Origin of the sequence: Solirhodobacter olei (assembly GCF_004010155.1) — a bacterium.
Classification (GTDB): Bacteria; Pseudomonadota; Alphaproteobacteria; order Rhodobacterales; family Rhodobacteraceae; genus Solirhodobacter; species Solirhodobacter olei.
The window spans coordinates 129,360-147,331 of the sequence record NZ_RRYH01000003.1; the positions used below are offsets into that span (position 1 = coordinate 129,360).

Below are 17,972 nucleotides of genomic sequence, written 5' to 3' on the forward strand. Positions count from 1 at the left end.
ACCATACGGTCAGGATTGGAGTCGGACAAGTATCCGGCCAAACGCCCCGAAAAGAGGGCAGACACACAGGGAGACGACGATGACCGCGCCCGGCGCGAACCTGCGCATCAATAGCGAGCGGCTGTGGGACAGCCTGATGGAAATGGCCAAGATCGGCCCCGGCGTGGCGGGAGGCAATAACCGCCAGACTCTGACCGATGCCGATGCCGAGGGCCGCAAGCTTTTCCAGAGCTGGTGCGACACCGCCGGCCTGAGCATGGGCATCGATGAGATGGGCACCATGTTCGCCCGCCGCGAAGGCACCGACCCCGATGCCCTGCCGGTATACGTGGGCAGCCACCTCGACACCCAGCCGACGGGCGGGAAATACGACGGTGTCCTTGGCGTTCTCGGCGGGCTGGAGGTGATCCGCACGCTGAATGACCTCGGCCTGAAGACCAGGCATCCGATCGTGGTGACGAATTGGACCAACGAAGAGGGCACCCGCTTCGCGCCCGCGATGCTCGCCTCCGGCGTTTTCGCCGGGATGCACGATCTCGACTGGGCCTATGGCCGTCAGGATGCCGAGGGCAAGAGCTTCGGTGACGAGCTGAAGCGGATCGGCTGGGTCGGCTCGGAAAAGGTCGGCGACCGCAAGATGCACGCAATGTTCGAGCTGCATATCGAGCAGGGCCCCATCCTCGAGGCTGAGGGCAAGGACATCGGTGTCGTCACCCATGGACAGGGCCTCTGGTGGCTGGAGGTGCGGCTGACCGGGAAGGACGCGCATACCGGCTCCACCCCGATGAACATGCGGGTGAACGCCGGGCTCGGCATGGCGCGGATCACGGAGCTCGTGCATCAGATTGCAATGGCGCATCAGCCGAACGCCGTGGGCGCGGTGGGCCAGGCCAATGTCTATCCGAACTCGCGCAACGTGATCCCGGGCCGCGCGGTCTTTACCATCGACTTCCGCTCACCCGACCTTGCCAAGCTCACCACGATGCGGGCAGAGCTGGAGGAGGGCGCGGCCAAGATTGCGGCCGAACTGGGCCTCGGGATCGAGATCGAACCGACCGGCCATTTCGATCCGGTCACCTTCGACCCCGAGCTGGTGAAAGTGGTGCGCGGCGCGGCCGATCGGCTGGGTTATTCGCACATGGATATCGTCTCCGGCGCCGGACACGACGCCTGCTGGATCAACCGTGTGGCGCCCACCGTTATGGTGATGTGCCCCTGCGTTGACGGCCTGTCGCATAACGAGGCGGAGGAGATCTCTCCCGCCTGGGCGACGGCAGGGACGGATGTGCTGTTCCATGCCGTCGTGGAGACGGCGGAGATCGTGGCCTGAGGCCGGCGCCGGTGGGCTTGCCCCCGGCCCCCCAGGATATTTTCGGACAGAAGAAGGGCGAGGCTCTTCGGGTGAAGCGGGAGGCATCATGAGCACGGTCATCAAGGGCGGAACCGTCGTCACGGCCGATCTGAGCTACAAGGCGGATGTGAAGATCGAAGACGGCAGGATTGTCGAGATCGGCGAGGGGTTGACGGGGCACAAGGTCCTCGACGCGGCAGGCTGCTATGTCATGCCGGGCGGGATCGACCCGCATACGCACCTGGAGATGCCCTTCATGGGCACCTATTCCACCGACGATTTCGAAAGCGGCACGCGGGCGGCGTTGGCCGGCGGCACGACGATGGTCGTCGATTTCGCGCTGCCGGCGCCAGGGCAGGGGCTGCTCGACGCGCTGTCGATGTGGCACAACAAATCCGGCCGGGCGCATTGCGACTATTCCTACCACATGGCGATCACCTGGTGGGGGGAACAGGTCTTCAACGAGATGCAGAAGGTGGTCGATCAGGGGATCACCACCTTCAAGCATTTCATGGCTTACAAGGGCGCGCTGATGGTGAATGACGACGAGCTTTTCGCGTCGTTCCGTCGTTGCGCAGAGCTGGGGGCGATCCCGCTGGTCCATGCCGAGAACGGCGACGTGGTGGCGGAGCTTTCGGCTCGGCTGCTGGCCGAAGGCAACACCGGGCCCGAAGCGCATGCCTATTCCCGTCCGCCGCAGGTCGAGGGCGAGGCCACCAACCGCGCCATCATGATCGCCGACATGGCGGGCGTGCCGCTCTACGTCGTCCACACCTCCTGCGAGGAAAGCCACGAGGCGATCCGCCGTGCCCGCCAGCAAGGCAAGCGGGTCTGGGGAGAGCCGCTGATCCAGCACCTGACGCTCGACGAGAGCGAGTATTTCGACAAGGACTGGGACCACGCCGCCCGCCGCGTCATGAGCCCGCCCTTCCGCAACAAGCAGCACCAGGACAGTCTCTGGGCCGGGCTGCAGGCGGGGTCGCTTTCCGTTGTGGCGACGGACCATTGCGCCTTCACCACCGAGCAGAAGCGCTACGGCGTTGGCGACTTCACCAAGATCCCGAACGGGACGGGGGGGCTGGAGGATCGGATGCCGATGCTCTGGACCTACGGGGTGAACACCGGGCGGCTGACCATGAACGAGTTCGTTGCCGTCACCTCCACCAACATCGCCAAGATCCTGAACCTCTACCCGAAGAAGGGCGCGGTGCTTGTCGGCGCGGACGCGGACCTGGTGGTCTGGGATCCGAAGGCCAGCAAGACGATCTCTGCCAAGGCTCAGCAATCTGCCATCGATTACAATGTGTTCGAGGGCAAAACTGTCACGGGCCTGCCGCGTTTCACGCTGACCCGCGGCCATATCGCGGTGACCGAAGGAGCGATGAGTTCGCAGGAGGGCCACGGCCAGTTCGTGGCGCGCAAGCCGAACGGGTCGGTCAACCGGGCGCTGAGCACCTGGAAGGAGCTGACCTCGCCCCGGCCGGTGAGCCGGTCGGGTATCCCGGCAAGCGGGGTATGAGGGGCGAGATGGCGGTCGGATCCGGGGAAAGGACGCTGTTTTGGCGGATGGAGCGATGAGCGAAGACAAGGCACCAGGCGGCGGGGCTACGCTGCCGGCTGTGCCGGTGGTCGAGGCCGCGGGGGTCGGTCTGACCTTCCAGACCGCCGACGGGCCGGTCCACGCGCTGAAGGACGTCACCCTGACGATCGAGAAGGGCGACTTCGTCAGCTTCATCGGCCCTTCGGGCTGTGGCAAGACCACGTTCCTGCGCGCGATCGCGGCGCTGGAGGCGCCGACGGAGGGCACGCTTACCGTCAACGGGATGGCGCCGGATGCCGCGCGGCAGGCGCGGGCCTATGGCTATGTCTTCCAGGCGGCCGGTCTCTATCCCTGGCGCACAATTGCTGGAAATGTGAAACTTCCACTGGAAATCATGGGATTTTCCAAGGCAGAACAGGACGAGCGTGTTCGAAAAGTGCTGGAGCTGGTCGACCTCGACGGGTTCGGAAACAAGTTCCCCTGGCAGCTTTCCGGCGGCATGCAGCAGCGCGCCTCGATCGCGCGGGCGCTGGGCTTCGACGCCGACATCCTGCTGATGGACGAACCCTTCGGCGCCCTGGACGAGATCGTCCGCGACCGGCTGAACGAGGAGCTTCTGAAGCTCTGGAGCCGCACCGGAAAGACCATCGGCTTCGTCACCCATTCGATCCCCGAGGCGGTCTACCTGTCGACCAGGATCGTGGTGATGAGCCCGCGCCCGGGCCGGATCACCGACGTGATCGAGAGCCCGCTGCCGAGGGAACGGCCGCTGGAGATCCGTGACACGCAGGCGTTCATCGACGTTGCCCACAGGGTGCGCGAGGGGTTGAGGGCGGGGCATTCTTATGAAGAGTAAAGGCAGCGTACAGCCGATACCGTATTTGCACCGCTTTCGCACCGAATTCGCACCGGCATCGACCGCCTTCGGCGCGCCCCCGGAAAACTGCCCGGCGGTGGGGTCATGAGGTCGCTCGGGCCGGTCCTGACCGTCCTCGTGGCGATCCTCGCGATCTGGTATGTCGGCGCGGTTCTGATGAACGCGCGCTGGGCCGAGGATCAGGCTCAGCGCGCGCACAAGACCCTCACCACCTCCGAGCTCGTGATTCAGACCATGGAGCAGAAGCGCCCGGTTCTGCCGGCACCGCACCAGGTGGCGGTGGCCCTGTGGCAGGGGGTCTTCGCGGTCTCGCCGACCTCGAAGCGGAGCCTCGTCTACCACGGCTGGGTCACGCTGTCGGCGACGCTGCTGGGCTTCGTCTTCGGCACCGCCGCCGGGGTCCTGCTGGCCGTGGGCATGGTCTACAACCGGGCGATGGACATGAGCGTGATGCCCTGGGCGATCGCCTCGCAGACGATCCCGATCGTCGCCATCGCGCCGATGATCATCGTGGTGCTTTATTCCATCGGCATCACCGGGCTGATCCCGAAGGCGATCATCTCGGCCTATCTCAGCTTCTTCCCGGTCGTCGTCGGCATGGTGAAGGGGCTGCGCAGCCCCGACGCGATGCAGATCGATCTGCTGAAGACCTACAATGCAGGCGGGGTGCAGACTTTCTGGAAGCTTCGCATGCCCTCCTCGATGCCGTATTTCTTCACCTCGCTGAAGGTGGCGGCGGCGGCGGCACTGGTAGGGACCATCGTGGGAGAGTTGCCGACGGGTGCTGTGGCGGGCCTCGGGGCGCGGCTTCTCTCCGGTTCCTACTACGGGCAGACGATCCAGATCTGGGCGGTGCTGGTGGTGGCGGCGGTGCTGGCAGCGGGCCTCGTCATGGTGATCGGGGGCGTGCAGAGCGTCACGCTGAAGCGGATGGGGATGGAGCGATGATCTGGGTTGTCGCGGCGCTTCTCGTCTGGCTCGGCGGCTGGCGGCTGAACGTGGTTCTTTCTCGCTCAGCGATGGCGCAGACGCGTGCCGTCCGGCTGCTGGTCCCGGCGATCTTCGGGCTCTCCGTCTTGATCATCTGGGAAGCGCTGGTGCGCGGCCTGCATGTGCCGGAGGTGATCCTGCCGCCGCCCTCGGCCATCGCGGGCAAGATCGCGACGAACCTGCCGACGCTGTGGGAGGATCTGCGCCAGACGTTCCTCAAGGGTGCGCTCGGCGGCTATGCGATCGGCTGCTCCGCCGCGATCCTGACGGCCATCCTGATCGACCGCTCGCCCTTCCTGCAGCGCGGCCTGCTGCCGGTGGGAAATTTCGTGGCCGCGCTGCCCGTCGTGGGGATCGCGCCGATCCTTGTCATGTGGTTCGGCTTCGACTGGCAATCGAAGGCCGCGGTCGTGGTGGCGATGATCTATTTCCCGGTGCTGGTGAACACGGTCGAGGGGCTGCGCGCCGCCGATCCGATGCAGCGCGACCTCATGGCGACCTGGAGCGCGAGCTATTCCCAGAGCCTGATGAAGCTGCGCCTGCCTGCGGCCATGCCCTTCATCTTCAACGGGCTGAAGATCGCCACCACCCTGGCGCTGATCGGCGCCATCGTGGCGGAGTTCTTCGGCTCGCCGATCCGGGGCATGGGGTTCCGGATTTCGACCGAGGTCGGCAAGCTCGACCTTGGCATGGTCTGGGCGGAGATCACGGTGGCGGCGCTCGCGGGCTCTGCCTTCTACGGGGTCGTGGCGATGGTCGAGAAGGCGGTGACCTTCTGGCATCCGTCGCAACGGGGATAAAGCAATAACCAGAGGCCCCGAAATGGGGCGAACAGCAGGAGGTCGGAAGATGAAGAAGATGGTGGCGGGCCTGGCCTTAGGCCTGATGATGGCAAGTGGAGCGCAGGCGGCGGATCACGTCACGCTGCAGCTCAAGTGGGTGACCCAGGCTCAGTTCGCGGGCTACTACGTCGCCAAGGACAAGGGGTTCTACAAGGCAGAGAACCTCGACGTGACGATCAAGCCGGGCGGGCCGGACATCGCGCCCGAACAGGTGATCGCGGGCGGCGGTGCCGATGTGATCGTCGACTGGATGGCGGCGGCGCTGGCGGCGCGCGAACGCGGGCTGCCGCTGACCAACATCGCCCAGCCGTTCAAGCATGGGGGCCTCGAGCTGGTCTGCCTGAAGTCGACCGGCATCACCTCGCCCAAGGACTTCCCGGGCCATACCCTGGGCGTCTGGTTCTTCGGTAACGAATACCCGTTCTACGCCTGGATGGCGAAGCTGGGCATTCCGACCGATGGCGGGCCGAAGGGCGTGACGGTGCTGAAGCAGGCCTTCAACGTCGACCCGCTGCTGCAGCACCAGGCGGCCTGCATCTCTGCCATGACCTATAACGAGTATGGCCAGGTGCTCGACGCCGGGATCAAGCCGGACGAGCTTGTCACCTTCAACTACCTGAAGGAAGGCGTCGGGATGCTGGAGGATGGGCTTTACGTCCTGCAGCCGAAGCTGAAGGATGCCGCCTTCGACAACAAGATGGTGCGTTTCGTGCGGGCCTCGATGAAGGGCTGGAAATGGGCCGAGGCGCATCCGACCGAGGCGGCCAAGATCGTCATCGACAACGATGCCTCGGGTGCGCAGACGCTCTCGCATCAGGAATACATGATGAAAGAGGTGGCCAAGCTCACCGAGGGCTCGAACGGCGCGCTCGATCCGGCGGATTACAAGGAAACGGTGCAGACGCTGCTGTCGGCCGTGTCGAAGGACAATCCGGCGATCACCAAGGAGCCGACGAAGGGCGCCTGGACGCATGAAATCACCGACAAGGCGCTCAAGTAGGGCGGCTTTCCCGCGAATGGCGAGGGGCGGTCCGGCCGGACCGCCCCTTTTCATTTGCGCCCCCGGCGGGAGTACTTTTGCCAAGAACAAATCGAAGGGGTGCAAAGGGAAAGGCAAGGCATTGAGCAGGGGCGGTTTTGCTGTCAATCTGACGGCGGAGGGATGCCATGCCACGTTCCGCATTGACCGGCAGCCGGATCCGCGAGCGGCGCGGGCTGGCCGGTATGAAACAGGCCGATCTGGCGCGCGCGGTGGGGGTTTCGGCCTCCTACCTCAACCTGATCGAGCATAACCGCCGGCGGGTGGGCGAGGATCTGCTGGCGCGGATCGCCCGGGCGCTGGGGGTGGAGGTGCAGGCGCTTGCCGAGGGGGCGGAGGCGGCGCTTCTCGACGGGCTGCGGGATGCGGCGGCGCTGGGGGGCGCGGAGCCTGCGCCCGAGCTGGAGCGGGTGGAGGAGTTCGTCGGCCGGTTCCCGGGCTGGGCGGCGCTGCTGGCGGCGCGGCACGGGCGTGTGGCGCTGCTGGAGCGGACGGTGGCGGCGCTGAGCGACCGGATGGCGCATGATCCGCATCTGTCGGCCTCGCTTCACGAGGTGCTTTCGGCGCTGACCGGCGTGCGCTCGGCGGCGGCGATCCTGGCGGAGACGGAGGATCTGGAGCCGGAATGGCAGGCGCGGTTCCAGGCCAATCTCGGCGCCGATGCCGACCGGCTGGCGCGGGGGGCCGAGGCGCTGGTGGCCTATCTCGACGGGCCCGCCGGGCAGGAGACGGCGGTCGCCTCGCCGCGCGAGGAGGTCGAGGCCTGGTTCGCGGCGCAGGCCTATCACCTGGAGGCGGTGGAGGCCGGGGGTGCCCCGGCCGGGGCGCGGCTGGTGGCAGAGGGTTTTGGCGCGGGCGCGGCACGAAAGCTCGCCGAGGTGGCGGTGGCGCGCTACGCGGCGGATGCGGCGGCGCTGCCGTTGGCAGCGTTCCGGGGGGCGGTGGCGCAGGCGGGGGGCGATCCGGGCGCGGTGGCGACGGCGACGGGCGCGGAGCTGGCCATGGTGTTGCGGCGGATGGCGGCGCTGCCGGAGCTGGGCGCCGGCCTGGTCATCTGCGACGGCTCGGGTGCGGTCACCTTCCGCAAGCCGGCCGAGGGCTTTGCCATGCCGCGCTTCGGCGCGGGCTGCCCGCTCTGGCCGCTTTACCAGGCGCTTGGGCGGCCGATGATCCCGCTGAGGGCGCGGCTGGAGATGGCCGGGCGACAGGCAAGGCGCTTCCTCGCCTATGCGATCTGCCGGCCGCGGGGACCGGCGGGGTTCGACGCGCCGCAGGTGAGCGAGGCGGTGATGCTGATCGTGCCTGACGACGGGCCGGGCGCGGCGGAGGCGGTGGGCGCCACCTGCCGGATCTGCCCGCGCGAGGCCTGCCCGGCAAGGCGGGAACCCTCGATCCTGGCCGAGGCGGTCTGAGCGCGTTCAGCCGGTCATCGCGATGGGGTTGATCGCCATTGGCAGGGGCTCTGCTTCCAGGTCTCCCTCGGCCTCTTCCCCTTCCTCCGCGCCCAGGTCCATGTTCATCGCCAAGGCGAATTGGGGCGTCTCTTCGGCCTCTGCCGTCTCCTCCTCCTGCTCCTCCGCCTGCGCCGCCCCGGCGAGGGGAAGGGGATCGGCGGAGAAGGCAGGCGGCGGGGCGGCAGCCTCGCCCGGCCCGGCCTGCTGGATGGCGTGGGCGCCGAGGCGCACGGCGCGGTTGCCGCGGTTCTGGCCAAGCTTGCCCTCGCCCCGGCGGATGCCGTCGGCACCCTCTATGGCGATGGCGTCGATGGCGGCGTTGGGAAGTGGCAGCATATCGCCCGGCTTCAGCGCGAGCACGGCGGAGATCGGCAGCGCGATCCGGTCGAGCACGGCGGTCAGCTCCGCCTCCGCCAGAAGCGCCACGGCCTCGACCGTCCTGGGGCGTGCCTGGGGCGGGGGCGGAGATTTCGCGCCGCGGCTGTGATGGGGCTGGGCGGGGAGAGCGGCGAGCAAGGTGCCGGAGCGCTCCGGTCCCATCTGAACCTCGGCCTGCAGCACACGGTGGGGTGCATCCTCCAGCAGGAGGGCGAGGGGGCGGCGATCCTCGAGGAAGGAGGCGTAGCGGAAGCCGCTGGCCCAGGCGAAGTCCGCCGTCTCGGCGAGCTCGGCCTCGAATTCGCGCATCGTGGCCTCGACCAGTTCGGCGGCCATGGCGGCGTCGGTGCGGGTGGGCTTGCGCGGGGCGGGGGCCACGGGGCCGATGCGGCCGGTCGTCATCGCCTCGATCAGCGCGGAGAGGAAGGCGGGGTCGAGCGCGACGAGGCCGAGCGCCTCGCCCGGCCCTTCCAGCATCGCCAGAAGCGCGCGCTCGGGCAGAAGCTCCAGCACCTCGGGCAGCGAGCGGGGCGCCTCCGTCACCCGGGCGATGTCGATCCGGAAGGCGGGTGTGGCCTGCGCCGCGCGCGCGAGGGCAAGGCGGAAGGCCTTCTCGAGCCCTTCGCCCGCCTCTGCCGCCCGGCCACCGCCTAGCTTGCGTCTGAGTACCGATTCCGACTGCACCAATGCCTCCGGCCGCCGGCCCGGAATGTGGGACCGGTCCCCCCGGTCTGCCGGATCAACGTTGAAATTGGGTTGACGCCCGGCGGGGCGGTCAGGCGACCTGGCCCGCGAGCCGGGTCAGCTGGCGCGGGAAGCTGACGCGGAAGGCCCCGCCGCCCTGGCCCGGCAGATAGGCCACGGTGCCGCCGAGATTGGCCATGATCTCGCGGCAGATGGCGAGGCCGAGGCCGGCCCCGCCGGCATGGCTCTGATCGCCGAGGCGGGCGAATTTCTCGAAGATCAGCGCCTGCGCCTCTTTCGGGATGCCGGAGCCGTTGTCGATGAAATCGACCTCGACCCGGCCCGCGCGCTCCCGCACGGCGATGCGCAGGCGGGGCGCGGCGGCGTCGCAATATTTCCCTGCATTGCTGATGAGGTTGATGAAGACCTGCGCCAGCCGGTCGGCATCGGTGTTGAGGCTCACGGCCTCGGCGCCCTCGTCGCGCTCGACCGCGAGCCCTGCCGGGGAGGCGGCGGAGAGGGCGCGGTCGATCAGGGCGCGCAAGCTCACCTCCGACCGGGTCAGCTTCACCTGTCCGTTCTCCAGCACGCTGAGATCGAGGAGGTCGTCGAGAAGGCGGGTGAGGCGGATCGTCTCGTCATGGATGATGCCGGCGTAGCGGAGCGCCTCTTGCGGGGGGAGCTGGCCCTCCATCAGGATCTCGGAGAAGGCGCGGATCGAGGTCATGGGGGTGCGGAGTTCGTGGCTGATCTGGCCGAGGAAGGCGTCCTTCTGCAGCGAGAGCTGGGTGAGCTTGGCATTGGCCTCGCGCAGCTGGCGGGCGGTGCGGGCAAGCTCTTCGGACTTGGTCTCGAGCTGGCTCGAATGCTCCATTATCTGGGCGGTCTCGTTGGCGACGGCCATCAGGTCCTCGACCGAGACCGCCGTGCCGCCGGCGATCTGGCGGATCATGGCGTGGGCCGCGGCGGCGCCGACGGAGCCGGAGAGAAGCCGTTCCAGCCGGTCGATGAAGCCGGGCGTCGTGTCAGGCAGGAAGCCCTCCATCCCCTGGGTCGCGGCCTCGCGGGCGAAGAAGGCCTGGGCGGCCTCCCCCCCGAGGATGCGCTGGGACATGACGAGGAGGTCCTCTGCCCCGGCAAGGCCGCGCGGCCAGCTTTGCGTGCCGGGCGCGCGGTCGAAGGCGTTGACGAATTGCGCGCCCTGAAGGCGCTCGACCGGGGTCGGGAAGGTGGCGAGCGAGAGGGCGCAGAAGGCGAGCGTGTTGAGCGTCAGCGACCAGAAGATCGCGTGGATCAGCGGGTCGAGCTCCGTGACGCCGAAGAGCGCGTGGGGGCGAAGCCAGGCGATCCCCCAGGGGCCATGGGCGAGGATCCCGGGCGACAGCAGGCTGTCGCCGCCGAAGCTGGGCAGGAAGAGGGTGTAGAGCCAGACGGTGAAGCCGATCAGCAGCCCCGCCGCCGCCCCGGTGCGGGTGGCGCCGCGCCAGAACAGGCCGCCGATCATGGCGGGCAGCACCTGGGCGGCGCCGGCGAAGGAAATCAGGCCGATGGCGGCCAGCGCCTCTCCCCCGCCCGTGAGGCGGAAATAGGTGTAGCCGAGGGCGAGGACGGCGGCGATGGAGAGTCGGCGCGAGATCAGCACGATGCGCCGGACGTCGCCGGCGAGCGTCGCCCGGCGCGGCGCGATCTTCAGCCAGAGCGGCATGACGATGTGGTTGGAGACCATCGTCGAGAGCGCGATGGCGGCGACGATGACCATGGAGGTGGCACTGGAGAATCCGCCGAGGAAGGCGAACATGGCCAGCGCACCCTGGTGCATCGCCTGCGGCACGGTCAGCACGAAAAGGTCGGGGTTCGCGCCCTTCGGCAGCACCTCCAGCCCGACCACGGCGATCGGGACGACGAAGAGGCTCATCGCGAAGAGGTAGAGCGGGAAGGCCCAGGAGGCGGTGGCGAGCTGGCGCTCGTGGAAACTCTCGACCACGATGACCTGGAACATCCGGGGCAGCACGAAGACCGCGGCGCCGGCGAGGAAGGTCAGGCCGATCCAGCGGCTCGGGGTCACCTGCCACCGGGCCATGCGCGAGGCGTCGATACGGGCGAGGATGTCCGAGGGCCCGTCTGCCACGAACCAGACGACGAAGATGCCGACGGCGAGCAGCGCGAGGAGCTTCACCACCGCTTCCACCGCAATGGCCGTGACGACGCCCTGGTGCTGTTCGTTGGCGTCGAGGTTGCGGGTGCCGAAGAGCACGGTGAAGATCGTCAGCCCCACCGCGACCCAGAGCGCGGTGGCGCCCGGCCGAAGCAGCGCCCAGCTTTGCGGCGGGCCCGCGGCGAAGGCGCCGAACGACAGCGTCACCGATTGCAGCTGCAGCGCGATATAGGGGGTGGCCGAGACCACGGCTAGGAGCGTGACGATCACCCCCACCAGGTTCGACTTGCCGTAGCGCGAGGAGATCAGGTCGGCGATCGAGGTGATCCGTTCGCGTTTGCCGATGCGGACGAGCTTTCTGAGCATCCACCACCAGCCGACGAAGGCCAGCGTGGGGCCGAGGTAGATCGTCACGAATTCCAGCCCCGAGCGCGCGGCGTAGCCGACCGCGCCGTAGAAGGTCCAGGCGGTGCAGTAGATCGAGAGCGAGAGCGTGTAGACCAGCGGCGAGCGCAGCCAGGCGATGCCGCGGCGGCGGGCGCGGCGCTCGACCAGGAAGGCCACGAGGAAGAGGAACCCCACGTAGATCAGGCAGGCGAGAACCAGGAGGCGGAAGGGGATCACTTTTCCTCGTCCTCCTCTGGCGTTTCGGTCGCGGGACCGAGCGCGCGGGACAGCAGGAACGCGCAGACGATCAGGACCAGCCAGACGAAGAAGAGGTAGATCCCGTCGGTGACGGTCGAATGGCTGGAGGGCGGACCCCAGAGGACCGGGACCAGAAACAGGAAGAGGCCGAGCACCGGCAGCAGCCGGGCCGCATCCATCAGACGACGCAGCCGGTAGCTTTGCCGCGCCAGGAACAGGGGCCGGCCCTGCGGCATCAGAGCCCCGCGAGCGCCCGGACCGAGGCGAGTACCTCGGTGTTGGAGAACGGCTTGGTCAGGAAATCGCTCGCGCCGTAGCGTTCGGCCAGTTCGCGGTCGCGGGCCTGGCTGCGGGCGGTGAGCATGAGGACGGGAAGGCGGCGCGTCGTCTCTCCGGCGCGGAGCTCCTGCAGGATGTCGTAGCCGGAGCGGCCGGGCAGCATGACGTCGAGCACCACCACGTCGGGGGCGGAGGCGCGGATCACCTGCGCCGCGTCCGTGCCGTCGGTATGGGTGCTTACGCGCCAGCCGTCGCGCGCAAGGATATAACGCATCGCCTCGGCGATGTTCGGCTCGTCTTCGACGAGCAGGACGTGTTTGGCCATCCGGTGCCCCTCCCCGTGGCGGTCGGACAGGATTTGGAAGACTGTGCCCACAAAGCGGAGGGCTGTCAAAGACTGGTCACGTTTGGGTGCGTTCGGGTTCGGGTGCGGGGGCTGTGAACGGTGCGCAAAAATTGCGCACCCTACGCGGGGTTTGCGAGGAGAGGAGGGGCAGGGCCCGTCCGCGGGGGCGCCAGCCCGGCGGCACTGCGTGCCGCTGTTTCGGGCCGGGGTTGACTAAGCCCTCAGCAGTTCGGGACGTTCACGGCGAGGCCGCCGAGGCTCGTTTCCTTGTATTTCTCGTGCATGTCCTGGCCGGTCTGGCGCATGGTCTCGATGCAGGCGTCGAGGCTGACGAGGTGCTTGCCGTCGCCCCGGAGCGCGAGCGAAGCGGCGGAGACGGCCTTGATCGCGCCAAGCCCGTTCCTCTCGATGCAGGGGACCTGCACCAGCCCCTTGACCGGGTCGCAGGTCATGCCGAGGTGATGCTCCAGCGCGATCTCGGCAGCGTTCTCCACCTGCTCGGGCGTACCGCCCAGAACCGCAGCGAGCCCCGCCGCGCCCATCGCTGAGGCGGAGCCGACCTCTGCCTGGCAGCCGCATTCGGCGCCCGAGATGGAGGCGTTGTGCTTGGCCAGCCCGCCGATCGCCGCTGCGGTCAGCAGGAAGTCCCCGATCTTCGAGGGGACGGCGCCGGGCACGTGATCGAGCCAGTAGCGGATCACCGCCGGCACAACGCCCGCCGCGCCATTGGTAGGGGCGGTCACGACTTGGCCGCCGGCGGCGTTCTCTTCGTTCACCGCCATGGCGTAGCAGGACATCCAGTCGTTGATCGTGTGGGGCGCGGTGATGTTCAGTCCGCGCTCGGCCTCCAGCGCCGCATGGATCGCAGCGGCGCGGCGGCGGACGTTCAGCCCGCCCGGCAGCGTGCCGGAGGTGGCAAGGCCGCGGTCGATGCAGGCGCCCATGACCTCCCAGAGCCGGGCGAGGCCGGCGTCGATCTCGGCATCGCTGCGGTACTTGCGCTCGTTGGCGCGCTTCATCTGGGCGATGGTGAGGCCGGAGGTGGCCGCCATCTCCAGCATCTCGGCTGCGGTCTGGAACGGGTAGGGGACGGGCGAGCGGGCGGTGGCCTTCTTGGGGTCGTCGGTGATCGCGCGGGCGGCCTCCTGCTCGGCGGCGGTCAGCACGAAGCCGCCGCCAATGGAATAGAAGGTCTCCTGCAGGATGACGTCGCCCTGGGCGTCCGTGGCGGCGAGGATCATGCCGTTGGCATGGCCGGGCAGGGCCGGGCCGTAGTCGAAGGACAGGTCGGTCGCCGGGTCGAAGGCCAGCGGCGGCAGGCCCGGGGGCGTCACGGTCTTCTCGGCGCGGATGGCGGCCAGCGCGGCCTCGGCCTTGGTGGCGTCATAGCTTTCGGGCGCGAAGCCGGCGAGGCCGAGGATCGTCGCCCGGTCGGTGGCATGGCCGACACCGGTGAAGGCGAGCGAACCGTGGAGCGAGGCTTTCAGGCCCTTCGGGTGAAACGGGCTCTGGCGCAGCATCTCGAGGAAGCGCGCGGCGGCGACCATCGGGCCCATGGTGTGGGACGAGGACGGGCCGATGCCGATCTTGAAGACGTCGAAGACGGAGAGGAACATGGGGAGCGCTCGCGCAAGGTCGGGGGGAGAGTGCGTCGGGCGGGGCGGATTCGCGAGAGCGAAAGCGACGCTTTGGAGCGGAAAGCGCGGTGGGATCACTCGCCGGGCGCCCAGAACGCCTGCGCCTCCGGGCCGAGCTGCGCGAGTGTTCGCGTGAACTCCGTCGTGTCGACATGGCGGCGCAGCGCCCAGGCGACATCGCCGATGAGCGTCGGCGGGGCGAAGTTGTGATGCGCGCGAATGGCGAGCGCCTCGGCCGTGAGTTCATCGCGGGAGGCGAAGGCTACCGGATCGGCGATCTTCCAGCGCCAGAGGAACACGGCGCGCAGGACGCAGGGCAGGACATCGGCGAAGCGTAGCGCGTCCTGGACGGCGAGGCGGCGGCGGAAAGTCTGGAAGACGGCATCCGTGGCGGTATAGGCGACATTGTCGGAAGGGGTGTCGAGCCGGTCCTTGGCGTCGGCGATATAGGCGCGAAATTCCTCGGTGGCATGGCGGTAGGTGTAGGGCATGGGCATGGCGCGGCCTCCCTTCTCAGGCAGGATGACAGGCCGCTGCCGCGAGGCCAAGCGCTGCCCGGCGGCCCAGCGGGCCGCTGTTCCCGGCGGGGGTAACGATGGGGTGGTCGGGAAGGGTGGAGGTCCCCGCTTTCGCAGGGACGACAGGTCGGGTGCGGGCGCGTCAGATCTTCGGGGTGAACCGCAGGCTGAGGCAAGACATGCCGCCGTCGAGCTTGGCGCATTCGCTGTTGCCGATCTGGCGGACGTCGTAATCGCCCCAATCCAGCAGTTCGGCCGTACGCGGGAAGCCTGCCGGCATGATCACCCGCCCGTTGAAGCGGATCGAGTTGGCTGCGGCCTCCTCGCCCTCGGCGGTGTGGATCACCCGGTAGCCCTCGAAACAGCCGGAGGCGGCGAGGCGCTCGGTCGAGAGGATCGTCTCCTCGTCCAGCAGCGAACAGTCGGTCTTGAAATGCAGCACGCCCTCGGGAACTGCGATCTCGCGCACCTTGTAGCCCCAGCGGGCAGTCAGGCGGGTGAGCTCCTCGACGCCCTTGGCGTCGGTGCGGGCGGAGCGGCCGACGAGGATCTCGCGTTCTGTCACCAGGATGTCGCCGCCCTCGATGGTGCCGGGACCCTCGATCTGCAGGACCTCGGCGTAAAGGCCGGTGAGGGTCGGCGCCATATGCGCGGGCTCGCCCTGGCGCGAAGGGGCGCCGGGGCGCATCAGGATCGCGCCCTCCGGCAGACACAGGGCCGTGTCTTCCACGAAGAGCGAATCGGGGTAATCTGTCAGTGGCGAGAGTTCGATCACCTTGGCACCGGCCTCGCGCAGGGCGGCGATGTAATCGGCATGGTGCTGGCGCATCAGCCCAAGGTCGGGCGTGCCGGTATCGATGGCGCGCAACCCGTTGATCACGCTGATGGAGGGCGCGCGGCAGATGGCGTGGGTGAAGCGGTAGGAACGGTCGGTCATGGCAGGCCTGTTTTGGATGGCTGATCCCTCCTAGCCGATTCCGCCTCGGCGCGGAACCGCCTGCGCGCCGCCGGTTTGCGCAAGGTCAAGGCGCCGTGCAGGCGCGGCTGGCAGGATACCCGCGGGAAGCAGAGGAGAAGAGTCATGGCCGCGACCGACAAGCCGACCGAAAACACGCCCGGAAAGACCGGGTCCGACACAGCGGCCGAGGCCTCGCTGACCGCGCTGCAGCGCGAGGGGCTGGGCCAGATGGCGTGGATGAGCGCCGCGATGACCGAGACGCTGGCCGCGCTCGGCAACGAGGTGATCCAGTTCGTCTCTGCCCGGATCGCGGAGGATTTCAAGACCCAGCACGCGCTGCTGAATTGCAGGGATTTCGCCCAGGCGCAGCAGATCCAGGCGGAGTTCCTGCAGAAGGCGCTGGAGCAGTATGCCGCCGAGACCGGCAAGCTGGTGCAGCTCGGCACCGGGGTGATGAACGCCACCGTGCCGAAGCGGAAGAAGGACAGCGGCCCGGTCTGAGCCGGCCGCCTGCGCCTTTGCCTGCGCCTGTGCTCAGGGCACCACGACGACGACCCGGTCGGCGAGGCTGACAAGCTTCTGGGACACGCTGCCCAGCAGCATCGCCTCGACCCGCCCCTGGCCGCGCTTGCCGACAACGATCACCTCGATCCCGCGCTCGCGGGCATAGTCCAGGATGCTCGCCGCCACGTCGCCATGCCGCGATTCGAGGATCACCGAGCCGAGGCCGGCGGCGGTGGCCCGGGCGCGGGCCTGGTGCAGCACCTCGGCCGAATCCGCTGCGAGCGCGTCGTCGAACCAGGCGCTGCCGGGGGTGGAAAGTTGCCTCATTACATCCGAGGGCAGACCGTAACCGCCGACCACGTTGATCAGGTGCAGCGTTGCGCCGCTCTGGCTGGCCAACGAAATGGCGAAATCGAGCGCACGGGCGGCGCCTTCGGAGCCGTCGGTGGCGGTGAGGATGGTTTTCATGGCTCTTTCCTCCGCGCGGGCCGGGTGCTGGCCCGCCGCAGGGAGTCTAGGGCCGCTGCGGCGGGCCGTCCTTGCGCCATGTCATGCCGGAACCTTCGGCGAGGCGGGCCGCGACCTCCTCGGCGATGGCGAGGGAGGCGGTGAGGCCGGGGCTCTCGATCCCGAAGAGATTGACGAGACCTTCGACGCCGTGGACCTCGGGCCCGTCGATACGGAAATCGGCGTCGGGGCTGCCGCGGGGGGCGAGCTTCGGCCGGATCCCGGCGTAGTCGGGATAGAGCGCGCCCTCCGGCAGGCCGGGCCAGTAGCGCCGGATCGCGGTGGCGAAGGCCGCAGCGCGGGCGGGGTCGACGGAGTAGTCGGGCGGGCTGGCGGCGGCCCCGGGCGGGAGCCATTCGACATCCGGGCCGAAGCGGGTGCGCCCGGCAAGGTCGATGGTGGCGTGGATGCCCAGCCCGCCCTCCACCGGCGCGGGGTAGACGAGGCCTTGGAACGGGCTTTTGCCGGTCAGCCCGAAGTAGCAGCCCCGGGCGAGGTGGAGGGCCGGGACGTGTTCGGGCGAGAGGCCCATGATACGGCCGGCGGTGGCCTGAGCGAAGAGGCCGGCGCTGTTGACGAGGCGGGCCGTCGTGAGGTGGGCGGGATCGTCGCCGCCGGTGGTGAGGTTGAAGCCGTCTGGGGTCGGCTCGGCGGAGGCGAGGGGGCTGCGGCAGGCGAGCAGACCGCCCTGCGCCTCGATCCGGGCCAGAAGCGCGGCCATGTAGCCGTGGCTGTCGAGGATGCCGGTCTCGGCTGAGAGGAGCGCGCCGTGGCTTTGGACCTCGGGCTCGCGCGCGCGGGCCTCGGCGGCGGTGAGAAGGCGGATGTTCTCCACCCCGTTGGCCGCTGCGCGGGCGGCGATGGCCTCGATGGCGGGCAGCTCGGCCGGGCTGGTGGCGGTGACGAGCTTGCCGCATTTGCGATGGGCCACACCATGGGCGGCGAGGAACGGGTAGAGCAGGCGGCGGCCGCGGACCGAGAGCCGGTGCTTTAGGCTGCCGGTCGGGTAGTAGAGGCCGGCGTGGATCACCTCGCTGTTGCGTGCGGAGGTGTGGCTGCCGGGGAGGGCCTCGGCCTCGAGAATGAGGACCGACTGGCCTGCGTCGGCGAGGGCCGCGGCGCAGGCGAGGCCAACGGCCCCGGCGCCGACGATGGTGGCGTCAAAATCGGGCATCGGGGCGGGGTGCGGCGGTCATGGGGCAGGTGTAGCCGGGCCGGAGGGCGGGGGCCAAGGGGAAACCGCGCGGCAGTACGCGATCGGGGTGCGC

17 protein-coding genes are annotated in these 17,972 nt (G+C 68.8%); 8 read left to right on the forward strand and 9 right to left on the reverse strand.

From position 1 onward, the window contains the following. Positions 1-79 precede the first annotated feature (79 nt). The 7 genes from EIP85_RS02865 (at position 80) to EIP85_RS02895 (ending at position 8,051) form a co-directional block, all read left to right on the forward strand. Complete coding sequence (locus tag EIP85_RS02865) at positions 80-1,330, forward strand: Zn-dependent hydrolase (protein WP_127900643.1); 1,251 nt, start codon at positions 80-82, stop codon at positions 1,328-1,330. A gap of 88 nt (positions 1,331-1,418) precedes the next feature. Next, a complete protein-coding gene (gene hydA / locus EIP85_RS02870; RefSeq protein ID WP_127900644.1) occupies positions 1,419-2,870 on the forward strand; it encodes a dihydropyrimidinase in 1,452 nt (483 codons plus the stop codon). A 55-nt stretch (positions 2,871-2,925) separates the two neighbouring features. Continuing rightward, the gene (locus EIP85_RS02875) at positions 2,926-3,747 is read left to right on the forward strand and encodes an ABC transporter ATP-binding protein (protein WP_127900645.1); all 822 of its coding nucleotides are present in this window, start codon (positions 2,926-2,928) and stop codon (positions 3,745-3,747) included. A 105-nt stretch (positions 3,748-3,852) separates the two neighbouring features. After that, positions 3,853-4,716: an ABC transporter permease gene (locus tag EIP85_RS02880; RefSeq protein ID WP_127900646.1), complete on the forward strand. Its 864-nt coding sequence runs from the start codon at positions 3,853-3,855 to the stop codon at positions 4,714-4,716. Further along, positions 4,713-5,558, forward strand: a complete 846-nt coding sequence (locus EIP85_RS02885; RefSeq protein ID WP_127900647.1) for an ABC transporter permease — start codon at positions 4,713-4,715, stop codon at positions 5,556-5,558. The genes EIP85_RS02880 and EIP85_RS02885 overlap by 4 nt, the downstream gene beginning before the upstream one ends. A 49-nt stretch (positions 5,559-5,607) precedes the next feature. Further along, the gene (locus EIP85_RS02890) at positions 5,608-6,600 is read left to right on the forward strand and encodes an ABC transporter substrate-binding protein (protein WP_127900648.1); all 993 of its coding nucleotides are present in this window, start codon (positions 5,608-5,610) and stop codon (positions 6,598-6,600) included. Between the two features lie 167 nt (positions 6,601-6,767). Next, positions 6,768-8,051 (forward strand): short-chain fatty acyl-CoA regulator family protein, encoded by a 1,284-nt coding sequence (locus EIP85_RS02895; RefSeq protein WP_127900649.1) that lies wholly within the window; start codon positions 6,768-6,770, stop codon positions 8,049-8,051. A gap of 6 nt (positions 8,052-8,057) precedes the next feature. On the opposite strand, the gene EIP85_RS02900 is transcribed toward EIP85_RS02895, so the two are convergent. The 7 genes from EIP85_RS02900 to EIP85_RS02930 form a co-directional block, all read right to left on the reverse strand. Beyond that, positions 8,058-9,155: a FliM/FliN family flagellar motor switch protein gene (locus EIP85_RS02900; protein WP_127900650.1), complete on the reverse strand. Its 1,098-nt coding sequence runs from the start codon at positions 9,153-9,155 to the stop codon at positions 8,058-8,060. 91 nt (positions 9,156-9,246) lie between these two features. Then, complete coding sequence (locus EIP85_RS02905) at positions 9,247-11,931, reverse strand: sensor histidine kinase (protein ID WP_127900855.1); 2,685 nt, start codon at positions 11,929-11,931, stop codon at positions 9,247-9,249. After that, positions 11,931-12,191 carry a hypothetical protein gene (locus EIP85_RS02910; protein ID WP_127900651.1) on the reverse strand — a complete coding sequence of 87 codons (261 nt, stop codon included), beginning with the start codon at positions 12,189-12,191 and terminating at the stop codon, positions 11,931-11,933. Before EIP85_RS02910 ends, EIP85_RS02905 begins: the two co-directional genes overlap by 1 nt. Beyond that, positions 12,191-12,559 carry a response regulator transcription factor gene (locus EIP85_RS02915; RefSeq protein ID WP_127900652.1) on the reverse strand — a complete coding sequence of 123 codons (369 nt, stop codon included), beginning with the start codon at positions 12,557-12,559 and terminating at the stop codon, positions 12,191-12,193. Before EIP85_RS02915 ends, EIP85_RS02910 begins: the two co-directional genes overlap by 1 nt. Before the next feature lie 242 nt (positions 12,560-12,801). Next, positions 12,802-14,196, reverse strand: a complete 1,395-nt coding sequence (locus tag EIP85_RS02920) for an L-serine ammonia-lyase (protein ID WP_127900653.1) — start codon at positions 14,194-14,196, stop codon at positions 12,802-12,804. 95 nt (positions 14,197-14,291) lie between these two features. After that, complete coding sequence (locus tag EIP85_RS02925) at positions 14,292-14,714, reverse strand: DUF2267 domain-containing protein (RefSeq protein WP_127900654.1); 423 nt, start codon at positions 14,712-14,714, stop codon at positions 14,292-14,294. A gap of 163 nt (positions 14,715-14,877) precedes the next feature. Continuing rightward, positions 14,878-15,672 (reverse strand): dimethylarginine dimethylaminohydrolase family protein, encoded by a 795-nt coding sequence (locus EIP85_RS02930; protein WP_127900655.1) that lies wholly within the window; start codon positions 15,670-15,672, stop codon positions 14,878-14,880. 144 nt (positions 15,673-15,816) lie between these two features. Between EIP85_RS02930 and EIP85_RS02935 the strand changes: the two genes are divergently transcribed. Beyond that, on the forward strand, positions 15,817-16,194 hold the full coding sequence (locus EIP85_RS02935; protein ID WP_127900656.1) for a phasin family protein: 378 nt from the start codon (positions 15,817-15,819) through the stop codon (positions 16,192-16,194). A gap of 33 nt (positions 16,195-16,227) precedes the next feature. On the opposite strand, the gene EIP85_RS02940 is transcribed toward EIP85_RS02935, so the two are convergent. Next, a complete protein-coding gene (locus EIP85_RS02940) occupies positions 16,228-16,665 on the reverse strand; it encodes a universal stress protein (protein WP_127900657.1) in 438 nt (145 codons plus the stop codon). Between the two features lie 46 nt (positions 16,666-16,711). Continuing rightward, the gene (locus tag EIP85_RS02945; protein ID WP_127900658.1) at positions 16,712-17,878 is read right to left on the reverse strand and encodes an NAD(P)/FAD-dependent oxidoreductase; all 1,167 of its coding nucleotides are present in this window, start codon (positions 17,876-17,878) and stop codon (positions 16,712-16,714) included. Positions 17,879-17,972: the final 94 nt, after the last annotated feature.

Excerpts from the sequence above, each read along its gene's own strand:
- EIP85_RS02865 (WP_127900643.1), top strand. The coding sequence starts at position 80 with ATGACCGCGCCCGGCGCGAACCTGCGCATCAATAGCGAGCGGCTGTGG.
- hydA (WP_127900644.1), top strand. The coding sequence starts at position 1,419 with ATGAGCACGGTCATCAAGGGCGGAACCGTCGTCACGGCCGATCTGAGC.
- EIP85_RS02875 (WP_127900645.1), top strand. The coding sequence starts at position 2,926 with ATGAGCGAAGACAAGGCACCAGGCGGCGGGGCTACGCTGCCGGCTGTG.
- EIP85_RS02880 (WP_127900646.1), top strand. The coding sequence starts at position 3,853 with ATGAGGTCGCTCGGGCCGGTCCTGACCGTCCTCGTGGCGATCCTCGCG.
- EIP85_RS02885 (WP_127900647.1), top strand. The coding sequence starts at position 4,713 with ATGATCTGGGTTGTCGCGGCGCTTCTCGTCTGGCTCGGCGGCTGGCGG.
- EIP85_RS02890 (WP_127900648.1), top strand. The coding sequence starts at position 5,608 with ATGAAGAAGATGGTGGCGGGCCTGGCCTTAGGCCTGATGATGGCAAGT.
- EIP85_RS02895 (WP_127900649.1), top strand. The coding sequence starts at position 6,768 with ATGCCACGTTCCGCATTGACCGGCAGCCGGATCCGCGAGCGGCGCGGG.
- EIP85_RS02910 (WP_127900651.1), bottom strand. The coding sequence starts at position 12,191 with ATGCCGCAGGGCCGGCCCCTGTTCCTGGCGCGGCAAAGCTACCGGCTG.
- EIP85_RS02915 (WP_127900652.1), bottom strand. The coding sequence starts at position 12,559 with ATGGCCAAACACGTCCTGCTCGTCGAAGACGAGCCGAACATCGCCGAG.
- EIP85_RS02920 (WP_127900653.1), bottom strand. The coding sequence starts at position 14,196 with ATGTTCCTCTCCGTCTTCGACGTCTTCAAGATCGGCATCGGCCCGTCC.
- EIP85_RS02925 (WP_127900654.1), bottom strand. The coding sequence starts at position 14,714 with ATGCCCATGCCCTACACCTACCGCCATGCCACCGAGGAATTTCGCGCC.
- EIP85_RS02930 (WP_127900655.1), bottom strand. The coding sequence starts at position 15,672 with ATGACCGACCGTTCCTACCGCTTCACCCACGCCATCTGCCGCGCGCCC.
- EIP85_RS02935 (WP_127900656.1), top strand. The coding sequence starts at position 15,817 with ATGGCCGCGACCGACAAGCCGACCGAAAACACGCCCGGAAAGACCGGG.
- EIP85_RS02940 (WP_127900657.1), bottom strand. The coding sequence starts at position 16,665 with ATGAAAACCATCCTCACCGCCACCGACGGCTCCGAAGGCGCCGCCCGT.
- EIP85_RS02945 (WP_127900658.1), bottom strand. The coding sequence starts at position 17,878 with ATGCCCGATTTTGACGCCACCATCGTCGGCGCCGGGGCCGTTGGCCTC.